General features: G+C 38.4%; 17 protein-coding genes and 1 riboswitch. Of the genes, 13 read left to right on the top strand and 4 right to left on the bottom strand.

Translation table 11 applies throughout. The features are described from left to right. Nucleotides 1–94: 94 nt before the first annotated feature. The gene (locus ACY2A0_RS18200; RefSeq protein WP_461791725.1) at nt 95–1,096 is read left to right on the top strand and encodes an LLM class flavin-dependent oxidoreductase; all 1,002 of its coding nucleotides are present in this window, start codon (nt 95–97) and stop codon (nt 1,094–1,096) included. A 46-nt stretch (nt 1,097–1,142) separates the two neighbouring features. On the opposite strand, the gene ACY2A0_RS18195 is transcribed toward ACY2A0_RS18200, so the two are convergent. Next, nucleotides 1,143–2,342: a serine hydrolase gene (locus tag ACY2A0_RS18195; RefSeq protein WP_461790800.1), complete on the bottom strand. Its 1,200-nt coding sequence runs from the start codon at nt 2,340–2,342 to the stop codon at nt 1,143–1,145. 279 nt (nt 2,343–2,621) lie between these two features. After that, nucleotides 2,622–2,815, top strand: a riboswitch (cobalamin riboswitch). 97 nt (nt 2,816–2,912) lie between these two features. Here ACY2A0_RS18195 and ACY2A0_RS18190 point away from each other — a divergent pair. The 7 genes from ACY2A0_RS18190 to rplT all read left to right on the top strand — a co-directional run bounded on the left by ACY2A0_RS18190 (nt 2,913) and on the right by rplT (nt 9,854). Next, a complete protein-coding gene (locus ACY2A0_RS18190) occupies nt 2,913–4,781 on the top strand; it encodes a TonB-dependent receptor plug domain-containing protein (protein WP_461790799.1) in 1,869 nt (622 codons plus the stop codon). Between the two features lie 105 nt (nt 4,782–4,886). Further along, nucleotides 4,887–5,492 carry a DUF6580 family putative transport protein gene (locus ACY2A0_RS18185; RefSeq protein ID WP_461790798.1) on the top strand — a complete coding sequence of 202 codons (606 nt, stop codon included), beginning with the start codon at nt 4,887–4,889 and terminating at the stop codon, nt 5,490–5,492. A gap of 68 nt (nt 5,493–5,560) precedes the next feature. Next, nucleotides 5,561–6,490 carry an ABC transporter substrate-binding protein gene (locus tag ACY2A0_RS18180; protein WP_461790797.1) on the top strand — a complete coding sequence of 310 codons (930 nt, stop codon included), beginning with the start codon at nt 5,561–5,563 and terminating at the stop codon, nt 6,488–6,490. Nucleotides 6,491–6,701: 211 nt separating this feature from the next. Then, a complete protein-coding gene (thrS, locus tag ACY2A0_RS18175; protein WP_461790796.1) occupies nt 6,702–8,627 on the top strand; it encodes a threonine--tRNA ligase in 1,926 nt (641 codons plus the stop codon). Nucleotides 8,628–8,639: 12 nt separating this feature from the next. Continuing rightward, nucleotides 8,640–9,212, top strand: a complete 573-nt coding sequence (infC, locus tag ACY2A0_RS18170; RefSeq protein ID WP_113635221.1) for a translation initiation factor IF-3 — start codon at nt 8,640–8,642, stop codon at nt 9,210–9,212. A 24-nt stretch (nt 9,213–9,236) separates the two neighbouring features. After that, nucleotides 9,237–9,437, top strand: a complete 201-nt coding sequence (rpmI, locus tag ACY2A0_RS18165) for a 50S ribosomal protein L35 (RefSeq protein ID WP_113635219.1) — start codon at nt 9,237–9,239, stop codon at nt 9,435–9,437. A gap of 72 nt (nt 9,438–9,509) precedes the next feature. After that, nucleotides 9,510–9,854, top strand: a complete 345-nt coding sequence (gene rplT / locus ACY2A0_RS18160; protein ID WP_461790795.1) for a 50S ribosomal protein L20 — start codon at nt 9,510–9,512, stop codon at nt 9,852–9,854. Between the two features lie 689 nt (nt 9,855–10,543). Here the strand turns inward: rplT and ACY2A0_RS18155 are convergent. Together ACY2A0_RS18155 and ACY2A0_RS18150 are read right to left on the bottom strand one after the other, a co-directional pair. Further along, complete coding sequence (locus ACY2A0_RS18155) at nt 10,544–11,968, bottom strand: MATE family efflux transporter (RefSeq protein ID WP_461790794.1); 1,425 nt, start codon at nt 11,966–11,968, stop codon at nt 10,544–10,546. A gap of 191 nt (nt 11,969–12,159) precedes the next feature. Further along, entirely contained in the window at nt 12,160–12,579 is a 420-nt protein-coding gene (locus ACY2A0_RS18150; RefSeq protein ID WP_461790793.1) for an acyl-CoA thioesterase, read from the bottom strand. Between the two features lie 175 nt (nt 12,580–12,754). Here ACY2A0_RS18150 and mqnE point away from each other — a divergent pair, with 175 nt between their 5' ends. From mqnE to ACY2A0_RS18135, 3 genes are all read left to right on the top strand, one after another. Beyond that, nucleotides 12,755–13,939 carry an aminofutalosine synthase MqnE gene (gene mqnE / locus ACY2A0_RS18145; RefSeq protein WP_461790792.1) on the top strand — a complete coding sequence of 395 codons (1,185 nt, stop codon included), beginning with the start codon at nt 12,755–12,757 and terminating at the stop codon, nt 13,937–13,939. Between the two features lie 81 nt (nt 13,940–14,020). Then, entirely contained in the window at nt 14,021–14,635 is a 615-nt protein-coding gene (locus ACY2A0_RS18140) for a histidine phosphatase family protein (protein ID WP_461790791.1), read from the top strand. 6 nt (nt 14,636–14,641) lie between these two features. Then, complete coding sequence (locus ACY2A0_RS18135; RefSeq protein ID WP_461790790.1) at nt 14,642–15,367, top strand: menaquinone biosynthetic enzyme MqnA/MqnD family protein; 726 nt, start codon at nt 14,642–14,644, stop codon at nt 15,365–15,367. A gap of 1 nt (nt 15,368) precedes the next feature. Here the strand turns inward: ACY2A0_RS18135 and ACY2A0_RS18130 are convergent, their stop codons facing one another. Then, nucleotides 15,369–15,746, bottom strand: coding sequence for a response regulator (locus ACY2A0_RS18130; protein WP_461790789.1), 378 nt, complete (start codon nt 15,744–15,746; stop codon nt 15,369–15,371). A gap of 114 nt (nt 15,747–15,860) precedes the next feature. Between ACY2A0_RS18130 and ACY2A0_RS18125 the strand changes: the two genes are divergently transcribed. Both ACY2A0_RS18125 and mutS read left to right on the top strand, forming a co-directional pair. After that, nucleotides 15,861–16,445: a 2'-5' RNA ligase family protein gene (locus ACY2A0_RS18125; protein WP_461790788.1), complete on the top strand. Its 585-nt coding sequence runs from the start codon at nt 15,861–15,863 to the stop codon at nt 16,443–16,445. Between the two features lie 99 nt (nt 16,446–16,544). Next, nucleotides 16,545–19,154 carry a DNA mismatch repair protein MutS gene (gene mutS / locus ACY2A0_RS18120; RefSeq protein WP_461790787.1) on the top strand — a complete coding sequence of 870 codons (2,610 nt, stop codon included), beginning with the start codon at nt 16,545–16,547 and terminating at the stop codon, nt 19,152–19,154. Nucleotides 19,155–19,173 lie beyond the last annotated feature (19 nt).

The raw sequence follows: 19,173 nt of genomic DNA, 5'->3' as shown, positions 1-19,173 counted from the left end.
CTTATCATCTCAATCTAACATGTCGTTCAAAATAGTGTCATCTCTATCTATATACATGGCGAGCTACATCCATACAGTTTATCTTTGTAGCATCATGAGCGAAAATAGATTAAGTAAACTTCCATATTCCGTATTAGATTTAGCTGGGGTTAGAGCAGGTTTTGATATTGCAGATACTTTCAAGAACAGTGTTGCTTTAGCGCAACATGCGGAGCGATTGGGTTACAACCGCTACTGGTTGGCTGAACACCATAACATGATCAGCGTCGCTAGCTCTGCAACATCCGTATTGATTGGCCACGTTGCTGGGCATACCAATAGTATCAGAGTAGGTTCGGGCGGAATTATGTTACCTAATCACACACCATTAATTGTAGCAGAGCAATTCGGTACTTTGGCTACATTATATCCTAACCGTATTGATTTAGGCTTAGGTAGAGCTCCCGGTACAGATCAGCTCACTGCTTTCGAAATTAGGGGAGAGCGATTTCACTCGCCGCAGCATTTTCCTCAAGATGTATTGAAGTTGCAGCAATATCTTGGCGACGACAATTATGATAGTAAGGTACGGGCTATACCCGGCGAAGGAACCAATGTGCCCATTTGGATTTTAGGTTCAAGTACTGAAAGTGCGCATTTGGCCGCATCCTACGGTTTACCTTACGCTTTCGCAAGTCATTTTGCGCCTACTCACTTTTTGGAAGCCATCAGCATTTACAGAAACAACTTCAGACCTTCTGCAGTGTTGAAGGAGCCCTACGTGCTTTCTTGCGTGAATGTGGTTGCTGCCGATACAGATGAGGAAGCAGAGCGTTTGTCTACCTCGTTAAAAACCTTGTTTTTGGGGATTGTTACTAATCAGCGCAGACTATTGCAGCCGCCAGTTGAGCGTATGAACTGGTCCGACATAGAAGAAGCGGCTGTGGAACAAATGTTGGATTTCGCTTTTATTGCTGGTCCTGAAAAACTGAAATCGCAGTTGAATTCTTTCGTTTCGCATACCAAAATAGATGAATTGATGGTGACTTCACATATTTACGACCAACAGGCTAGATTAAAATCTTACGAAATCTTGGCCGATGTGCTTCAGCGTTAGTAAGCCCCTAACGGGATCAGCGCTTTAAGTCCATTCAGTGCTTTTATCACCGATAATCCATTCGGTATCGCTCCAAATTAGGTTGATTGTCTTTTTTTCGGCTAAGTTCATAATCGTAAATGGTGCGGCCTAGGTTTTTCATGAATGGATAGCAAACGGTTTCGTACTCGTATTTACTGTCGTTGTAAATCCCATCTTCGTTACTTTGCACCACTGCAGTTAAAAAGAATTCAATCTTATTCTTGAAATCAACAAAATATGAATTGTCGATGATGAAGCCGTAACTATCGCCATACTTGTTGAATATCCTGATATTTGGATCTACTGCTGCATTTTTGTCTCTACCATAAAACAACATTTTAGCGTAGGTTGGCCAAAATTCTTTAGCATCATATTTAGGAAAATCACTTTCAGTTGGCAACTTGCTCATGAAGGTATAGATGAGTTGGTAATCTTCGGGTTTGAGGTTAAATTGTTGTTTTGCAGGGTAAGCTTCAGGCATCATTAAACGCTTCATCAACGATTGTTGATCTGCTATAGTAAAAACATTTTTGTTTTCGAAACTATAAGGTTTGTTCACTAATTGCTCGTTGCCGTCGATATAGCCAACGCCAACAATCAAATTGGTGAGCGCTAGCGGATAATTCTTAGGATCGTATTGCGCAGGTTGATTATAAACTAACTTCTCCCCGTCATAAAAGCGAATTGGGTTGGTGTTTTTCTCTCGTTCGCCGCCATCGCCAATAGCCAACCGATTTAAAATACGGCTGTTCACTAGGCCATACTTTTTAAGTTTCGCATTAATTTCGGCCCTGCCAATAAATTCAAATAATCGATTGTAGGCGTCATTATCACTGGTAAGCAGCACCTTTTTTATGTAATGTGCAATAGTTGGTTTGCCATTGGCAGCACTTTTATCTTCGTTTACGGTGGTTTGTCCGTTAAAAGCACTATCGGTAATCATGGTGCTATACGCAGTCAGGCCCGGCACTTTTAGCTCATTGATTTTCTCTAAAGCAAAAATCACCGCGGCCAATTTTACGGTACTAGCAGGGTAGAAGTAATGCTTAGGATCAGTGCGATAGGTATAGGTTTTAAAACTAGGTTTGTTGTTTTTATCTCTGCTAACCTGTGTATACATTACCTGTACCTCATTTTTGTTCGGGTGGTTAAGTACGCCGGAAAATAACTCTGGTTTACTTTCCAATAACTTTTTAATGAAAACGGTGTCCGTTTGTTGAGCCATAGCAACTGTACTAATTGATAATAAAAAACACGTGATAACTTTTCGCATGTGATAAAGATAAGTACCGAGAATTAATATTCAATAATCAGTAGACAATAATCAATGAACAAATTCCAATAATTGATGAATGAATGAACCAATGACCAATAATCAATAAACAATAATCAATGACCAATAATCAATAAACAGTGACCAATGACCAACAAACAAATGAACAAATGAACAAATGAACCATTAAACTAAAAACAAAAAAACCAAACAACTAAACAACCAAAAAGCTATATTTGCACCGCTTTTGGTTTCCGTTGGTAACGCTTCGGAATTAAAAGGGAATATGGTGTAAATCCGTAACTGTCCCGCAGCTGTAAGCTCTACAACTGTTTGCCATTCTAAGCCACTTTCCAATTTGTAATGGAAGGGAAGGCGGTAAACGGGGAGTAAGTCAGAAGACCTGCCTTTAGCATTATAATTCATAGCTTTCGGGGATTGAAGCTTGGAATGTTGTACTACTATTATACGTACCATTTCCTGGTAAAACTGTTGGCTGTGATCAAAAGTCACAAACACAGCATGAAGAAAAAAATTGCATTGCTTGCAGGCCTAGGGCTTGTACAATCAGCGGTTTTGGCACAAACAAAACCTGCAGACAGCGTAACAACGCTAAAAGATGTAGTGATTACTACTACAAAAAACAATCAAAAACAATCGCAAACTGGTAAGGTAGCAACCATTATTGGTCCAGAGGTTTTGGACAAAAGCTACGGTAAAACTTTGCCACAACTATTGGCTGAACAAGCTGGCGTTATCGTAACTGGTGCTACCAGTAACTATGCCGCCAACAAATCGCTTTTCGTAAGAGGAGCGGGAAGCGCTTATGCGATAGTGCTTATCGATGGCATTGTACAGAATGATCCTTCTGGTAACGGCGGTGCTTTTGATTTGCGTTTATTGCCAATCGATCAAGTTGAACGCATCGAAATTTTAAGAGGCGGCCAATCAACTATTTATGGTTCTGATGCTATTGGTGGTGTAATTAACATCATCACTAAAAAAGGTGCTAAGCAACCGCTGAATGTTTACGGTGTAGCTAGCGCAGGAAGTTACAACACTTACAAAGGCACTATCGGTTTGCAAGGAAATGTGAGTAATTTCGATTACAACATCAGCTATACTCATGTAAAAAGCGATGGTATTTCTGAGGCAGCAAATCCTGTAGGAAACACTTCAGCATTTGATAAAGATGGTTTAAAAACAGATGGTGTAAATGCTAAATTCGGATTGAAGTTAAGCAATAACTTTTCTATTAATCCATTTGTGAGATACAATACCGGTACCTATAATTTCGACGACGGTCCGTTTACAGATGCGGCGAACTTTTCTATCCTTAAAAATTTAGCGCTCGGTACCAATGCGGTTTACCAAATGGGTTCTGGTAAAGTGACTTTAAATTACAGCCACCAGAAAACATCTAATGATGTGCATAACGCTTATCCATCGTTGTTGAAAGGAGAAGTTAATTTCTTAGATGTTTACTACAATCAAACTTTAGGTGAAAAATTAGATCTTTTATTCGGTGTAGATCATAGAAACATGAAATTGCCAAATATCGCGGGGCAACCTAACGCGAATATTTTAGCCGGTTATGGTTCGGTGTTTTTACACGATTTGAGCATTTTCAACTTAGAAGTTGGCGGTCGCTACAACAAACATGAGCAATATGGCGAAAACTGGACTTACACCATTACGCCTAGCATCAATTTGGTGAAAGAAGTGAAGTTGTTTGGAAATATTTCTACAGGTTTCAAAATTCCTACATTAAATATGTTGTTTGGTGCTTTCGGTGCTAACTTAAATCTAAAACCGGAAAAATCACAAAACTACGAAGCAGGAGTGGAGTTTAACTTTGCAGATGGAAAATACAAATTACGTGGAGCAGCTTATAAACGCGATTTAACTGATGCCATCATTTATAATTATCCGCAAGGCTACGAAAATCAGGTTAGCCAAAAAGCTAAAGGTTTTGAAATTGAGCCTGCAGTTAAGCTGGGGATATTTAGCTTAAATGGTTTTTATAGCTATACAGAAGGTAATGAGTTCAACTTCGTGGATAATGGTGTGGCTGATTATCTTTTCCGCCGTCCAAAACACACTTACGGCGCAACCGCAGGCTTACAAGCAACTAAGGATTTGTTTCTTAGCGTTAACTACCGTTATGTGGGAAGTCGTACGGATGGGGATTTCAATAGCTATCCTGCGGCAGTGGTTAATCTCCCATCGTACAAATTGTTAAATGCTTATGCGGAATATAGCTTGGCAAAATCGAGCGTAAAGCTATTTGTGGATACTCAAAATATTTTAGATGAAAAATATAACGAAATCTACGGTTACAATAGTTTAGGGTTCAATATAAACGCTGGAGTAAGATTCAATATTCACTAAATGCCATATTCACCACATGAGCGGTTTTTCCATTGTACCAGCTCATGTGGTTGTTTAATTTAGATATTCTTAAAGTGTTTCTTATCTTTACAAAAAAAATCAACTATGTCACATATCAAATTTAATCCACGTTCGCTTGTTTTGATGGTAGTTATTTTAGCTATTATGTTGATGCGTGTATTGATCGTTTTTAATACTGAAGCGCTTAGCTTTGCAAATTTCTCCTCGGTGGGAGCGGTTGCGCTTTTCGGCGGAGCTTATTTTTCTAACAATTTAAAGGCATATTCTTTTCCAGTTTTAAGTTTGTTTATTACTGATATTTTGTTCGCGAACACCATTTATAAAAGTTACAGCGATGGCTTTTTATATGATGGTTGGTACTGGACTTATGCAGCTATTATTTTAATGGTGGTTGTAGGTAAGTACATATTGAGAAATATTACTTTAGCAAATGGTGCATTGGCAGCAATAGTAGTTACTGTAGTTCATTGGTTGGTATCTAACATTGGTACTTGGTATGGCAATCCGTACAATAACCCACTATTTACGCAAGATGTATTAGGCTACTGGAACTGTTTAGTATTAGCTATTCCATTTGAGCTTAGATTTTTATCTGGTACGCTAATTTACGGCACGGTAATGTTCGGCAGTTTCCAATTGTTAAAAAGTAAATATCCTGCTTTGCAACGTAAAGAAGTTTTAGCCGCATAATTTAACGCAATACGATTTTTAAATAGGTTTGCAATTACTTGTAAACCTATTTTTTTATATTAATAATCATGAAAGCAGTTTCTTTTTTACCAGCGGCCACGCAAATGATGTACGAAATGGGCTTAGAGGGATATCTACAAGGCATTACGTTCGAGTGTCCAACGGTAGCTCACCATCTACCTAAAATTGTAAGGTGTATTTTTGAAGGTAAAGATTACAGCAGCGCCGAGATAGACCGTATTTTTTCTTCGTACAAACGAGAAGGGAAAAGCTTGTATTGGGTGGAGCAAGAACTGTTAGAACAAACGCAGGCAGACGTGATATTTACGCAGGATTTGTGTGAAGTATGTAATATTGATACGCAGTGCACCTCTGCAGCTGTAGATAAACTTAGCAAACAACCGCAACTTATACCCTTATCTCCAAATAACCTGAACGATGTTTTTGATGCTGCTTATACGATTGGTAGCGTTTTAGGTGAAGAGACAAAGGCGTTATTGTATTTAGCTTCCCAAAAGGCAATTATCGATCGTGTATTAACTACGCTGAGGGAAAACAATATGCCTTTAAAACGAGTGATGCTGATGGAATGGATTGAGCCAATTTACAATTGTGGCCACTGGATTCCTTTTCAAATTGCACAAGCTGGCGGCGTAGATATGTTGTCTAACCCCGCAGGCGATAGTATTGTAACCGAATGGCAAAAAATTGTGAAATATGATCCTGAAGTGTTGGTAATTGCTCCTTGCGGTTTCAGCAAAGAGCGCACTTTGGAAGAGTTGCACTTGCTTACCAGTAAACCAACTTGGCAACATTTAACTGCGGTAAAAAACAAGCAAGTTTTTATAGCTGATTTTGATATGTTTACGCAGCCTAGCGTTGGAACCTTGGTAAAGGGCGTCGAGGCCTTGGCTTGCATGTTTCATCCGTCTATTTTTTCGCCAAGCGATGAAATTAAGGACAAATACTTTAATCTATACGATACCGTAAATGTTTAAGGCAGGGTAATGTTTTGATGCCGCTCATTAGTATCCTTGTTGACGAGTATCATTCAATTTGTTGTCAAAATTAAACTTGTTTGCAAGCTACTAGCTTCTGTAATCAGGAGTTAAAAATCTCGCTAAAAACTCTTACCTTTGCACAAAATAAATCACACACGTAGGTGATTTGCTATTTAACCTATTTTTAAAATTTAAATCATAGTTGTAGATGATTAACATTACACTACCTGACGGTTCTGTCCGTCAGTACGAAAAGGGCGTTAGCGCTCATCAAATTGCCTTATCTATTTCAGAAGGATTAGCGAGAAACGTATTAGCTGCCGAAGTAAATGGCGAAGTGTGGGACAGTTCTCGTCCTATCGAAGCAGATTCTTCGGTGAAACTGCTAACATGGAATGATACAGATGGCAAAGCTACTTTTTGGCACTCGTCCGCTCACTTAATGGCTGAGGCCTTAGAAGCACTTTATCCGGGAACTAAGTTTGGTATCGGTCCAGCTATTGAAACCGGTTTTTACTATGATGTAGATTTTGGTGATAAAGAATTCTCTTCTGACGACTTCAAGAAAATTGAAGACAAAATGTTGGAATTGGCTAAGCAAAAAGAAGTTTTCGAGCGAAAAAGCGTAAGCAAAGCTGATGCGGTAAAATACTTCACTGAAAAAGGCGACGAATACAAATTAGATTTAATTGACGGCCTAGAAGACGGAAAAATTACTTTTTATACTCAAGGTAGTTTTACAGATTTATGCCGCGGGCCACATATTCCAAATACCAGTTTCATTAAAGCTATTAAGTTGATGAATGTTGCTGGCGCTTACTGGAGAGGCGATGAAACTAAGAAGCAATTAACTCGTATTTACGGTGTTACCTTTCCCAAAGCAAGCGAGTTAACGGAATATCTTCACATGATTGAAGAGGCTAAAAAACGCGATCACCGCAAATTGGGTAAAGAATTGGAACTTTTTACTTTCTCAGAAAAAGTAGGAATGGGCTTGCCAATGTGGTTGCCAAAAGGTACTGCATTGCGTGAGCGTTTAGTTCAGTTTTTAACTAAAGCACAACAAAAAGCAGGTTACGAGCAAGTAATTACGCCACATATTGGTCACAAGAACTTATACATCACTTCTGGTCACTATGAGAAATATGGTAAAGATGCATTTCAGCCGATAAAAACACCACAAGAAGGAGAGGAGTTCTTCTTAAAACCGATGAACTGTCCGCACCATTGTGAGTTGTATAAGTTCAAACCTCGTTCTTATAAAGATTTGCCGGTTCGATTTGCCGAGTTTGGTACAGTATACCGTTACGAGCAAAGTGGCGAGTTGCATGGTTTAACCCGTGTACGTGGCTTTACTCAAGATGATGCACACTTGTTCTGTCGCCCAGATCAGGTAAAAGACGAATTTAAAAAGGTAATTGATTTAGTGCTGTATGTTTTCAAGTCGTTAGGCTTCGAGAAATATGTTGCACAGGTATCTTTACGTGATCCTGAGAATAAAGCGAAGTACATTGGTTCTGATGAAAACTGGATGTTGGCGGAAACTGCTATCATCGAAGCTGCTGAAGAAAAAGGATTGCCGACAGTAATTGAATATGGCGAAGCTGCTTTTTACGGTCCTAAGCTAGATTTTATGGTGCGTGATGCACTAGGTAGAAAATGGCAGTTAGGTACCATTCAGGTAGATTATAACTTGCCAGAGCGTTTTGAACTGGAATATACTGGTAGCGATAATCAAAAACATCGTCCGGTAATGATTCACAGAGCGCCGTTTGGTTCAATGGAACGTTTCGTGGCAGTACTAATTGAACACTGCGCTGGAAACTTCCCATTATGGCTTTCTCCAGAGCAGTACATCATTCTTCCTATTTCAGAAAAGTATGAAGAATATGCAAAAAAAGTTTCAGAAGAATTAAATAATTCCGATATTCGCGGTCTAATTGACTTTCGTGATGAGAAAATCGGAAGGAAAATTAGAGACGCTGAAGTTAAAAAACTGCCTTATATGCTCATCATCGGCGAAAAAGAGATGGAAGAAGGAAGAGTTTCAGTTAGGAAGCATGGTGAGGGCGATTTAGGAAGTATGACTTTAGCAGAGTTTAGTGCATTAATTAATAAAGAAGTAACCGTTTAACAAGGAAAGCATTTGGCATTAGGAAGACCAGGATTTAATAGGGGACCACGTCCGCCTTTTAAGAAAAAAGAAGCAGAACACAATATTAACGAGCATATTCGTGCTCAAGAAGTTAGGCTAGCTGGAGATAATGTAGAGCAGGGTATTTATCCATTGTCAAAAGCATTGGCAATTGCTGATGAGCTTGAGTTGGATTTAGTGGAGATTTCTCCAAATGCTAACCCGCCTGTTTGCCGTATCATGGACTATAGTAAGTTCATGTATGAGCAAAAGAAAAAGCAGAAGGAAATCAAAGCTAACGCGAAGCAAACGGTAATTAAGGAGATCCGTTTCGGACCTAACACTAACGATCACGATTTCCAATTTAAGCTAAAGCACGCAATCAGTTTCTTAGAAGCTGGTGAAAAAGTTAGAGCTTACGTTCACTTTAAAGGTAGAGCTATTGTTTACAAAGAACAAGGCGAAATCTTATTGTTGAAGTTTGCACAGGCATTAGAGGAAGTGGGTAAAGTAGAGTTATTGCCTAAATTAGAGGGTAAACGTATGTTTTTAACGGTAGCCCCAAAAGCAACAGCAAAGAAATAATAAATTATATAAACAAATCAGGTTATGCCAAAAATGAAAACCAATTCCAGTGCCAAAAAGCGTTTTTCGCTTACTGGAACAGGTAAAATTGCAAGAAAGAACGCATACAAAAGTCACATCTTAACAAAAAAGAGTACTAAACGTAAGCGTAACTTAACCAACACTAGTATGGTAAACGATGCGGATATGGGCAACGTTAAACGTATGCTTTGCATCGGAAAGTAATTAATTTTTAACCCGATATTCGGTTTCAAGTTTGCTATTAAAGCAACACCGCTTATCAAAACTTAACACATTATGCCTCGTTCGGTAAACGTAGTAGCTGCTAGACGCAGAAGGAAAAAAGTCCTAAATATGGCCAAAGGCTATTGGGGCTCAAGAAGCAAGGTTTTTACCATTGCTAAAAACACGGTAGAAAAAGGTTTGCAATATGCATACCGTGACCGTAAAGCTAAGAAAAGAGAATTCCGTGCATTATGGATTCAACGTATCAATGCTGGTGCTCGTGAGCACGGTATTTCTTACTCGCAATTGATTGGTAAATTAGCTGCAAAAAATATCGGTTTAAACCGTAAAGTTTTAGCTGATTTAGCGATGAACAACAAAGAAGCTTTCAAAGCTGTTGTTGATGCGGTAAAATAAGATACCTCAATAATTTGAAAATGCCGTTCTACTTTTGTGGAACGGCATTTTTGTTTTCAATGGGTTTTGTTTTGAAATGTTAACCGCAAGCTGCAAACTTAGCGTACTTTGCGAATCCTTAAAAAACTTTGCGTTAACAAAATAAATTAACCGCAAAGACACGAAGTACGCTAAGTTTTCGCAAAGCTTAATGATTTAATATGCTATTCCAACTTAGCGTACTTTGCGAAACCTTAAAAAACTTTGCGGTAAAATATAAATCAACCGCAAAGACACAAAGAACACAGAGTTTTCGCAAAGCTTAATAATTTAATTCGCTGTTCCAACTTAGCGTACTTTGCGAATCCTTAAAAAACTTTGCGGAAAAAAAATAGATCAACCGCAAAGGCACGAAGTACGCTAAGTTTTCGCAAAGCTTAATGATTTAATTCGCTATTCCAACTTAGCGTACTTTGCGAAACCTTAAAAAACTTTGCGTTAAAAAAAAATTAAATCAACCGCAAAGCCACAAAGAACACAAAGTTTTCGCAAAGCTTAATGATTTAATTCGCTGTTCCAACTTAGCGTACTTTGCGAAACTTTAAAACTTTGCGATAAAATATAAATCAACCACAAAGGCACGAAGTACGCTAAGTTTTCGTAAAGAATTGGATTTTGATTCAGACAACAGAAGATAAAATCATCAATAACTAAACAGCCGTCTTTTTCCAATTTCCTTTCTTGAAAATCAAATACGCCGCTAAAGTGATCCCAACTTCTGCAACGGGAATTGCTATGAATACACCTGTTGGCCCCATTTCCAAATATTTAGCTAAGAAGTAGGCGAAAGGAATTTGGAAAAACCAAAAAGCTACGACATTGATCTTTGTAGGTGTCCAAGTATCGCCAGCACCGTTAAAGGCACTGATGAGCACCATCCCAATGCCATAGAGGACAAATCCATAACTTAATATCCTCAACGCTTCAGTTGCCACCCCGATAACCTGCTTGTCTTCAGTAAAAAATGATGCAAATAAATGTCCGAAAGTCAAAAACAGCAACATCACCACCGCCATAAATATCATCGAATATTTGATGGTGGTAAATACTGATTTTTCTGCTCTTTCCATTTGATTAGCGCCCATATTTTGTCCAACTAAAGTTGCTGCAGCATTACTTAAGCCCCAAGCTGGAAGCATGAAAAACATCATTAACCTTAGCGCCGTCTGATAACCAGCAGAACCATGATCTCCACCGGTAGTAGCTACTAACTCAGCTAGAAAAATCCAACTACACGAGGCGATAACAAATTGAAGCACTGCCGGAGCTGCAACTTTTACAATAGCTTTAATCTGATCGAAATGAGGCTTTAAGTAGGCGAGCTTCACTTTGAGATTTCCACTGCCTTTAGCTAAATGATAAAGCTGGAACAACACCCCGGTCCCCCGACCGATGGCAGTAGCTAAAGCTGCGCCAGTTAATCCCATTGCCGGTATTGGTCCTAGTCCTCTAATTAAAATTGGACATAAAATGATGTTGATAGTATTGGCCAACCATAAACTTTGCATCGCGATAGCTGCGTTGCCTGCGCCTCTAAATATCCCATTAATCAAGAACAAGAGCATGATAGCTAGACTTGTTCCCATCATAATTCGTACGAACGTAATGCCTTGTTGCGCCGTTTGTTCGCTAGCGCCCATTAGCAGCAGAATATCTTTAGCAAATACTAAACCTGCGACGCTAATAACTATGGAAATGAAAAGCGCTATGGCAATAGTTTGCATGCCCGCCATAGAGGCAGCAGTGACATTTCTCTCGCCAATCCGACGAGCCACCACTGCAGTTGCAGCCATGCCTAGCCCCATGGCTAATGAGTAAATGATGGTTAACACCGATTCCGTTAAACCCACAATTTGGATAGCTTCGGCACTGTTTGGTAGGTGACCAACAAAGTAAAGATCCACTAGTACAAATACCGATTCCATCATCATTTCCAACATCATTGGAACTGCTAGAAGCATAATTGCTTTTCGAATGCTGATGCTAGTATAATCTATTTCGGCGCCAGTAAAGGCTTGGCGAAGTACAGTAAAAAAATTAGACAAACGTGATTTTGTCTTGATAGATTGTGACATATATAAAAATATAAAAAGAAATTACCATGAGATGCCAAAGAATTGACATCATTAATTATTTAGATATTGGAGTCCTCGTTACTAGGCTATTCTGATACGGACTGCAAAAAACTTCATGGTTCGTGATATTTTGATGACCAAAGTTATGCAAAAAAGTCAAACGTCCAAAATTAAAAGACGCTAATCTGGAGTTAAATACTATAAGCCTCGATCATTTCTAGCGTTACCCTACTTGATCGTTGCGTTTTTAAATCAATCATTACATACTCAAAAATACCATCGGAAGCTACTTTTCCAGTCTTTTTATTCGCAATTTCAAATTGTACTGTACAGCCGCGTTCATTGATTTCTAAAATACCGGTTTTAATTAACAGTTGATCGCCCATTTTCAACGGACGTTTAAATGAAATGCTAACTTTTGATACAACCCAACCATAGCCTTGCGCTTCAAACTTTTCCCAGCTCATCCCGTAAAACCTGTCCATTTGTTCGTAACGAGCAGCCAATACATAATCTAAGTACTTGCTGTTATGCACATGATTAAACATGTCAATATCATCAGGTCTTACGTTTAACTCACTTTCGAAAATGCTGTACTGGTTTTGTATCATTTTACAAAGGTATATTTAAACCACAAAGGCGCAAAGAACGCAAAGACGTAAGTTGATTTATATTTAAAAATCATAATCTCCATCAACGTTAAAACTTTACAACATTTCAACTTTTCAACAACAAAACAATTCAGCAATTAAACGTACTTTTGTACAAATCTAAAGGAGAAAAATAGTGCAATCATTAGCTATACTTTTACAGAATCCAAACCTTGCGCAACCGTTAAAAGATATCGCAGTTAAAGTTAAAGATGGGGTACGCATCAGCTTTGATGAAGGTGTTTATTTGTATGAACATGCAGAGCTGAGTTATTTAGGGGTGTTGGCCAATTATATCCGGGAGGGGAAACACGGCGACAATACTTACTTCAACAGGAATTTCCATATTGAGCCTACTAATATTTGCGTTTATGATTGTAAATTCTGTTCCTACAGTCGCATGATTAAGCAACGCGAAGAAGGTTGGGAGATGGAAGTAGATGGTATGATAGACATCTTGAAAAAGTATGATGACGAGCCAGTTACAGAGGTACACATCACCGGTGGTGTAGTGCCAAAGCAAAATTTAGATTTCTACGCTGAGTTCTTCAGACGTGCAAAAGCACACAGACCAGATTTGCATATCAAAGCGTTGACTCCTGTAGAATACTACTACATCTTTAAAAAGGCAAAACTGAGTCACTACGATGGCATGAAGTACCTGAAAGAAGCAGGTTTAGATTCAATGCCTGGCGGTGGAGCAGAAATTTTTCATCCAGAGGTAAGAGAGAAAATTGCTCATGATAAATGTAATGCAGAACAGTGGTTGGATATTCACGAACAAGCACATAAATTAGGCATGCGTTCTAATGCTACTATGCTCTATGGACATATTGAAGAGTTTTGGCACCGTGTAGATCACATGGAGCGTTTGCGTCAACTGCAAGATAAAACAGGAGGTTTTCAAGCGTTTATTCCATTGAAATTTAGGAATCAAAATAATCAAATGAGCGAAGTGCCTGAAGTTTCGGTTGTGGAGGATTTGCGTAACTATGCCATAGCTCGAATATACCTTGATAATTTTGAGCACATCAAAGCTTATTGGGCAATGATCAGCAGAGAAACTGCGCAACTAAGCTTAAATTTCGGGGTTGATGATATTGATGGTACACTTGATGATACTACGAAAATATATTCAATGGCCGGTGCAGAGGAGCAAACACCAGCAATGAGCACTAAGGAACTGGTTGAGCTGATCAAAAATGTAAAACGCAAACCGATTGAACGTGACACTTTGTACAATGTTGTGACAGACTATTCGGATTATGTTTTTGAAGATGATGCCAAACCATCTTACTATAAGCTGCCGGTAGTCAATTAAAATTTTAAATGATTGAATTTTGAATGAATAATTATTACTATCCAAAATTCAATCATTCTTTAAGTCAAAATTCAATCGTTAATGAAAGAACTTTATATCATCCGCCATGGCGAAACTGAACTTAACAGGTTAGGAATTGTTCAAGGTAGAGGTGTTAATGCAGATTTAAATCCAACAGGCGTAGCTCAAGCAGCTGCATTTTTCAACAAATATAAATCGGTGCCATTTGATAAGGTATATACTTCATCCTTAGTTAGAACGCATCAAACTGTTAAAGCTTTTATTGATTTAGGATTACCTTGGGAACAATTGCCCGAACTGGATGAAATGGCTTGGGGCGAGTGGGAAGGCAAACCGAACACGGAAGAAGCGAGAACAGCCTTTAGAGAAGTGGTAAGGCAGTGGCAGCTGGCTAACTATGATGCTAAATTTGGTGGCGGTGAGAGTCCAAACGAGGTGGGTGTGCGTTTGTCTAAAGCCATTGATCATATCAAACACCAAACTGATGAAAAGACTGTTTTAGTGTGCATGCATGGAAGAGCCATGAGGTTAATCTTATGCTTGCTATTGGAAAAACCCTACAGCGATATGGAGGAGTTTTTACACACCAACACCACTTTATACCGTTTGACATTCGATGAAAAAACTGGAAAATTCACTTTGATCGATGCAAATAATACTTCACATCTAGTTTAATTGATTTTGAATAAAATTAAAGTTTCCGCCGTTTCCTATACCAATACAAAGCCGTTCATCTATGGTCTACAGCATTCAGAGATCTTGGATCAAATTGATTTAAGCTTAGATGTTCCTGCAGATTGCGCTAGTAAACTTATTGATAACAAAGTAGATATAGGATTGATTCCTGTTGCTGCAATTCCGTTCGTGTCCAATGCTGAAATCATCGGATCATATTGCATAGGTTCGGTTGGAGCTGTTAATTCCGTATTTATATTTGCTGATAAACCTATCCACGATGTTAAAACGGTGAAGCTAGATGCGCAGTCGCGTACATCTAACAATTTAGCGAAGGTATTGTTAAAGAATCATTTTAAGGTAGAAGTAGAATTCTTATTAGATCAAGATTTAGAAGCAGATGCCATGGTATTGATCGGAGATAGAACTTTTGGCAGGAAAAATGATTTCGCCTACGTTTACGATATGGGTGAGGAGTGGATGAAGTTTACTGGATTGCCGTTCATGTACGCCGCATGGGTTGCAAATAAGCAAATTTCAAAGGAGTTTATCGAAGAATTTGATAGTGCATTGGGCTTAGGCATTCAGCATATACCGGACGTAATTGCGCAACTGCCAAAAACCGAGGGCATAGATCTTGGCGATTATTTACAACACAAACTCGATTTCAACTTAACAGCAGATAAATTGAAAGCAAAAGATTTGTTTTTAGACTTAGTCAGCAAGCTTTAAATTACGCCGAGTGGCTGTAAAAATCCACTCTTTGCATAAAATCATTTAAGTCAAAGGGCTTATTTATATAGCTGTCGGCATCGCATTTTGATTTTACTTTGCTTAAATAATTGTTACCCGACATCATCATCACTGGAATTTGATGCGTACTGATATTTCTTTTCAATTGCTTGCAAATATCTAAGCCATTTCCATCCGGCAAAATAATATCAAGCACAATCATATCAGGCTTTTTTTGAGTCATTTCATCCCAAAAACAAGCTACGCTTTTGCAAACTTTCACTTCGTAAAGCTCTTCTGTTAATAAGAACTCAATAATGTCACCAATGTTGGCGTTATCTTCCAACACATAAACCAGTTTTTTATCTGCTGTTTCCATAACATTTTAATTAGTTTAATCAATAAACGTATATTGTAAATCAGTGGTTTATGGTATTTATTAACAAGTTAAAAGTTATCAACTTTTTGTGTGATAAGGTTGTTTAGTATACAAATGGTAAATAAGGTTAAAATAGAATATTCTTTAGTTTTCGAACCTCCAATTGCTGAAATGGAATACGTTAAAAGTTTGAAGAAGACATTGGAATCTAAAATAGGAAGGTATTCTAGTTGTAATTCCCTTGCACATATCACCATAGCTGGTTTGAAGGCACATAATGATAGATCTGTACATAAAATCATCCCTTTTTTAAAAGAAATTGCTTCATATGAATTGCAAATTCCTGTACGATTTAATTCCGTTGATAGTTTTATCAATGGCGTCGTTTATTTAAAACCTGATAAAAAATCTGAAGAGTTACTTAAGATTTCTATGGATAGGATTAATAAACAACTTAAACTCAAATTCAACTTTCAATTTAAATTTTCTAATACTCCTCACTTAACTATTGCAAGAGATCTCAATCATGATCAGGTTCAGTTTGCTTTAAATTTATTTAAGGAGGTATCAGTCCTTGAGTTCTCCTGTAATTCGTTCACGTTAAGAAAGCTAGGTTCACATCAATTTGTTCGCCTACAAGAATTTCCTTTCCTTGGATGGACTCCTAAACCACCCGATCAACTCAGCTTAGCGTTATGACATCTATTCAACTAAATCCACAACGTCATTATTTTTCCACAAAATCGGCCTAGCCATTTAGCAAATGGTATATTTACAGCTTAGTAATTTAGGATAATTTTGGCCAAGGCAAATACAAAAGAGACCCCGTTAATGCAGCAATACAATGCCATCAAGGCAAAGTATCCCGGTGCATTGTTATTATTTAGGGTTGGAGATTTTTACGAAACATTTGGAGAGGATGCAGTTAAAACAGCACAAATTTTGGGCATCGTTTTAACTAAAAGAGGAACTGGCCCCAACGGCGCATTAGAATTGGCAGGTTTTCCGCACCATTCTTTAGAAAATTACCTTTCTAAATTGGTTAGGGCAGGGCAACGTGTGGCAATTTGCGACCAGTTGGAAGATCCAAAAATGACCAAAACGATTGTCAAACGGGGCGTTACAGAATTGGTAACACCGGGCGTAGCCTACAGCGACAATATCCTAAGTCAGAAATCAAATAATTATTTAGCGGCAGTATACTTTGAAAAAGGCATATTTGGCGTAGCTTTTTGCGATATCTCTACTGGAGAGTTTTTGGTGGCACAAGGTAGTGCAGAATATGTAGATAAATTACTGCAAAGTTTTAAGCCTACCGAGGTTGTCTATCAAAAGAGTAAACGAAGTGAATTCCCCCAAATTTTTGGCGATAAATTTTATACTTACCACATCGACGATTGGGCGTTTACACAGGATTATGCAAGCGAAATTCTTACCAAACATTTCGAAGTAAGTTCTTTAAAAGGATTTGGAGTAGATAAACTTACTTCGGGTATAGTGGCTGCCGGCGTTATTTTATACTATCTGGGCGAAACCGAGCACCGTAACTTACAACATATTACCAGTATTGCACGTGTAGAAGAAGAAAAATACATGTGGCTGGATCGATTTACTATACGTAATTTGGAATTGGTTAGTTCGGCAAACGATAATGCAGTAACACTCTTTGATGTGCTGGACGATACCTGTACACCAATGGGAGCGAGGTTGTTGCATAAGTGGATCATTATGCCATTAAAGGAGTTGAAGCCAATTGAAGAACGACTCGGTATGGTAGATTTCTTTGTGAAAGATGAAGAGATTTCTAACGAGTTTTTGCAGCATATTAAGCCCATTGGTGATTTAGAGCGACTTATTTCCAAAGTTGGATTACAGAAGGCTGGTCCGAGAGAACTGTTGCAGCTTAAAAGAGCATTGTCGCATATTGAAGAAATCAAAAGACTGGCGGAAGAAAGCAAGAACCCATTTTTGGAAGTGCTTGGCTCACAATTAAATGCTTGCACTACCATTAAGGATAAGTTGGAACGAGAGCTTCAGGCCGACCCGCCAGCAATATTAGCCAAAGGTAATGTAATTGCGGACGGTATAGATGAAGAGTTAGACAAGTTGCGTAAAATAGCCTTTGGTGGAAAGGAATTTTTGGTAGAAATTCAGCGTCGAGAAATTGAAAATACTGGTATTCCTTCCCTAAAAATATCTTTTAACAACGTTTTCGGTTATTATTTAGAGGTTACGCATACACACAAAGATAAGGTTCCCGAAAGCTGGATCAGGAAACAAACTTTGGTAAACGCAGAGCGTTACATTACGCCGGAGCTGAAGGAATATGAAGAGCAGATTTTAGGAGCCGAGGAAAAAATACAAGCAATTGAAGTTAGGCTTTATAACGAATTGATGTATCAGGTTTCTCATTTCATCAAGCCAATTCAGCTCAATGCTTATCTAGTGGCACAATTAGATGTATTGTTATGTTTTGCGCAGCTTTCATTGAAGAATTACTACGCTAAGCCAGAGCTAAATACGAGCAAAGAAATTGATATCAAAGGTGGTAGGCATCCAGTTATAGAGAAGCGTTTGCCTGTGGGAGAAGAGTACATTACTAATGATGTGTACTTGGATAGTGATACGCAACAAATCATGATGATTACTGGACCGAACATGTCTGGTAAATCTGCCATTCTTAGACAAACTGCATTAATTGTATTGATGGCACAAATGGGCTGTTTCGTTCCGGCTAAATCGGCGAGTTTAGGTATTGTAGATAAGATTTTCACTCGAGTAGGCGCTTCCGATAACCTTTCGAGCGGGGAGAGTACCTTCATGGTTGAAATGAATGAGACGGCTAGTATCTTGAATAACATTTCCGATAGAAGCTTGATCTTATTGGATGAAATTGGCAGGGGAACAAGCACTTACGATGGTATTTCTATTGCTTGGGCAATTGCAGAGTATTTACATGAACATCCAACTGCTCGCCCAAAAACACTTTTTGCTACGCATTATCACGAGTTGAACGACTTGGAGAATACCATGGGTCGTATCAAAAATTACAACGTGACAATTAAGGAATTGCAAAACAAAGTGATTTTCTTGCGTAAATTAGTTCCTGGCGGTAGTGAGCACAGTTTTGGTATACAAGTGGCTAAAATGGCGGGCATGCCAGCCAAATTAATTGGAAGGGCTAACGAAATATTGAAGCGTCTAGAGATTGACAGGACCGAGGGGCAGAGCATTAAAGACAGCATCAAGAAAGTGCAAAACCAAGCTTATCAATTGCAGATGTTTGCCATAGATGATCCGGTATTAGTTAAAATTAGAGATTCGCTGAATAACTTAGATGTAAATACGCTAACTCCTGTTGAGGCGTTATTAAAACTGGACGAAATTCAGAGACTGATTAAGAATTAAAGCTACTTTACTTTCAATT

The sequence above is a fragment of the Pedobacter sp. genome, assembly GCF_965249885.1.
Lineage (GTDB): Bacteria > Bacteroidota > Bacteroidia > Sphingobacteriales > Sphingobacteriaceae > Pedobacter.
This window is presented reverse-complemented; position numbering and strand designations above follow the sequence as displayed.

Coding starts and splice junctions, on each gene's coding strand:
- ACY2A0_RS18200 (WP_461791725.1), top strand. CDS start 95: ATGAGCGAAAATAGATTAAGTAAACTTCCATATTCCGTATTAGATTTA.
- rpmI (WP_113635219.1), top strand. CDS start 9,237: ATGCCAAAAATGAAAACCAATTCCAGTGCCAAAAAGCGTTTTTCGCTT.
- rplT (WP_461790795.1), top strand. CDS start 9,510: ATGCCTCGTTCGGTAAACGTAGTAGCTGCTAGACGCAGAAGGAAAAAA.
- ACY2A0_RS18180 (WP_461790797.1), top strand. CDS start 5,561: ATGAAAGCAGTTTCTTTTTTACCAGCGGCCACGCAAATGATGTACGAA.
- ACY2A0_RS18155 (WP_461790794.1), bottom strand. CDS start 11,968: ATGTCACAATCTATCAAGACAAAATCACGTTTGTCTAATTTTTTTACT.
- ACY2A0_RS18190 (WP_461790799.1), top strand. CDS start 2,913: ATGAAGAAAAAAATTGCATTGCTTGCAGGCCTAGGGCTTGTACAATCA.
- ACY2A0_RS18125 (WP_461790788.1), top strand. CDS start 15,861: ATGGTAAATAAGGTTAAAATAGAATATTCTTTAGTTTTCGAACCTCCA.
- ACY2A0_RS18185 (WP_461790798.1), top strand. CDS start 4,887: ATGTCACATATCAAATTTAATCCACGTTCGCTTGTTTTGATGGTAGTT.
- ACY2A0_RS18195 (WP_461790800.1), bottom strand. CDS start 2,342: ATGGCTCAACAAACGGACACCGTTTTCATTAAAAAGTTATTGGAAAGT.
- ACY2A0_RS18150 (WP_461790793.1), bottom strand. CDS start 12,579: ATGATACAAAACCAGTACAGCATTTTCGAAAGTGAGTTAAACGTAAGA.
- ACY2A0_RS18130 (WP_461790789.1), bottom strand. CDS start 15,746: ATGGAAACAGCAGATAAAAAACTGGTTTATGTGTTGGAAGATAACGCC.
- thrS (WP_461790796.1), top strand. CDS start 6,702: ATGATTAACATTACACTACCTGACGGTTCTGTCCGTCAGTACGAAAAG.
- ACY2A0_RS18140 (WP_461790791.1), top strand. CDS start 14,021: ATGAAAGAACTTTATATCATCCGCCATGGCGAAACTGAACTTAACAGG.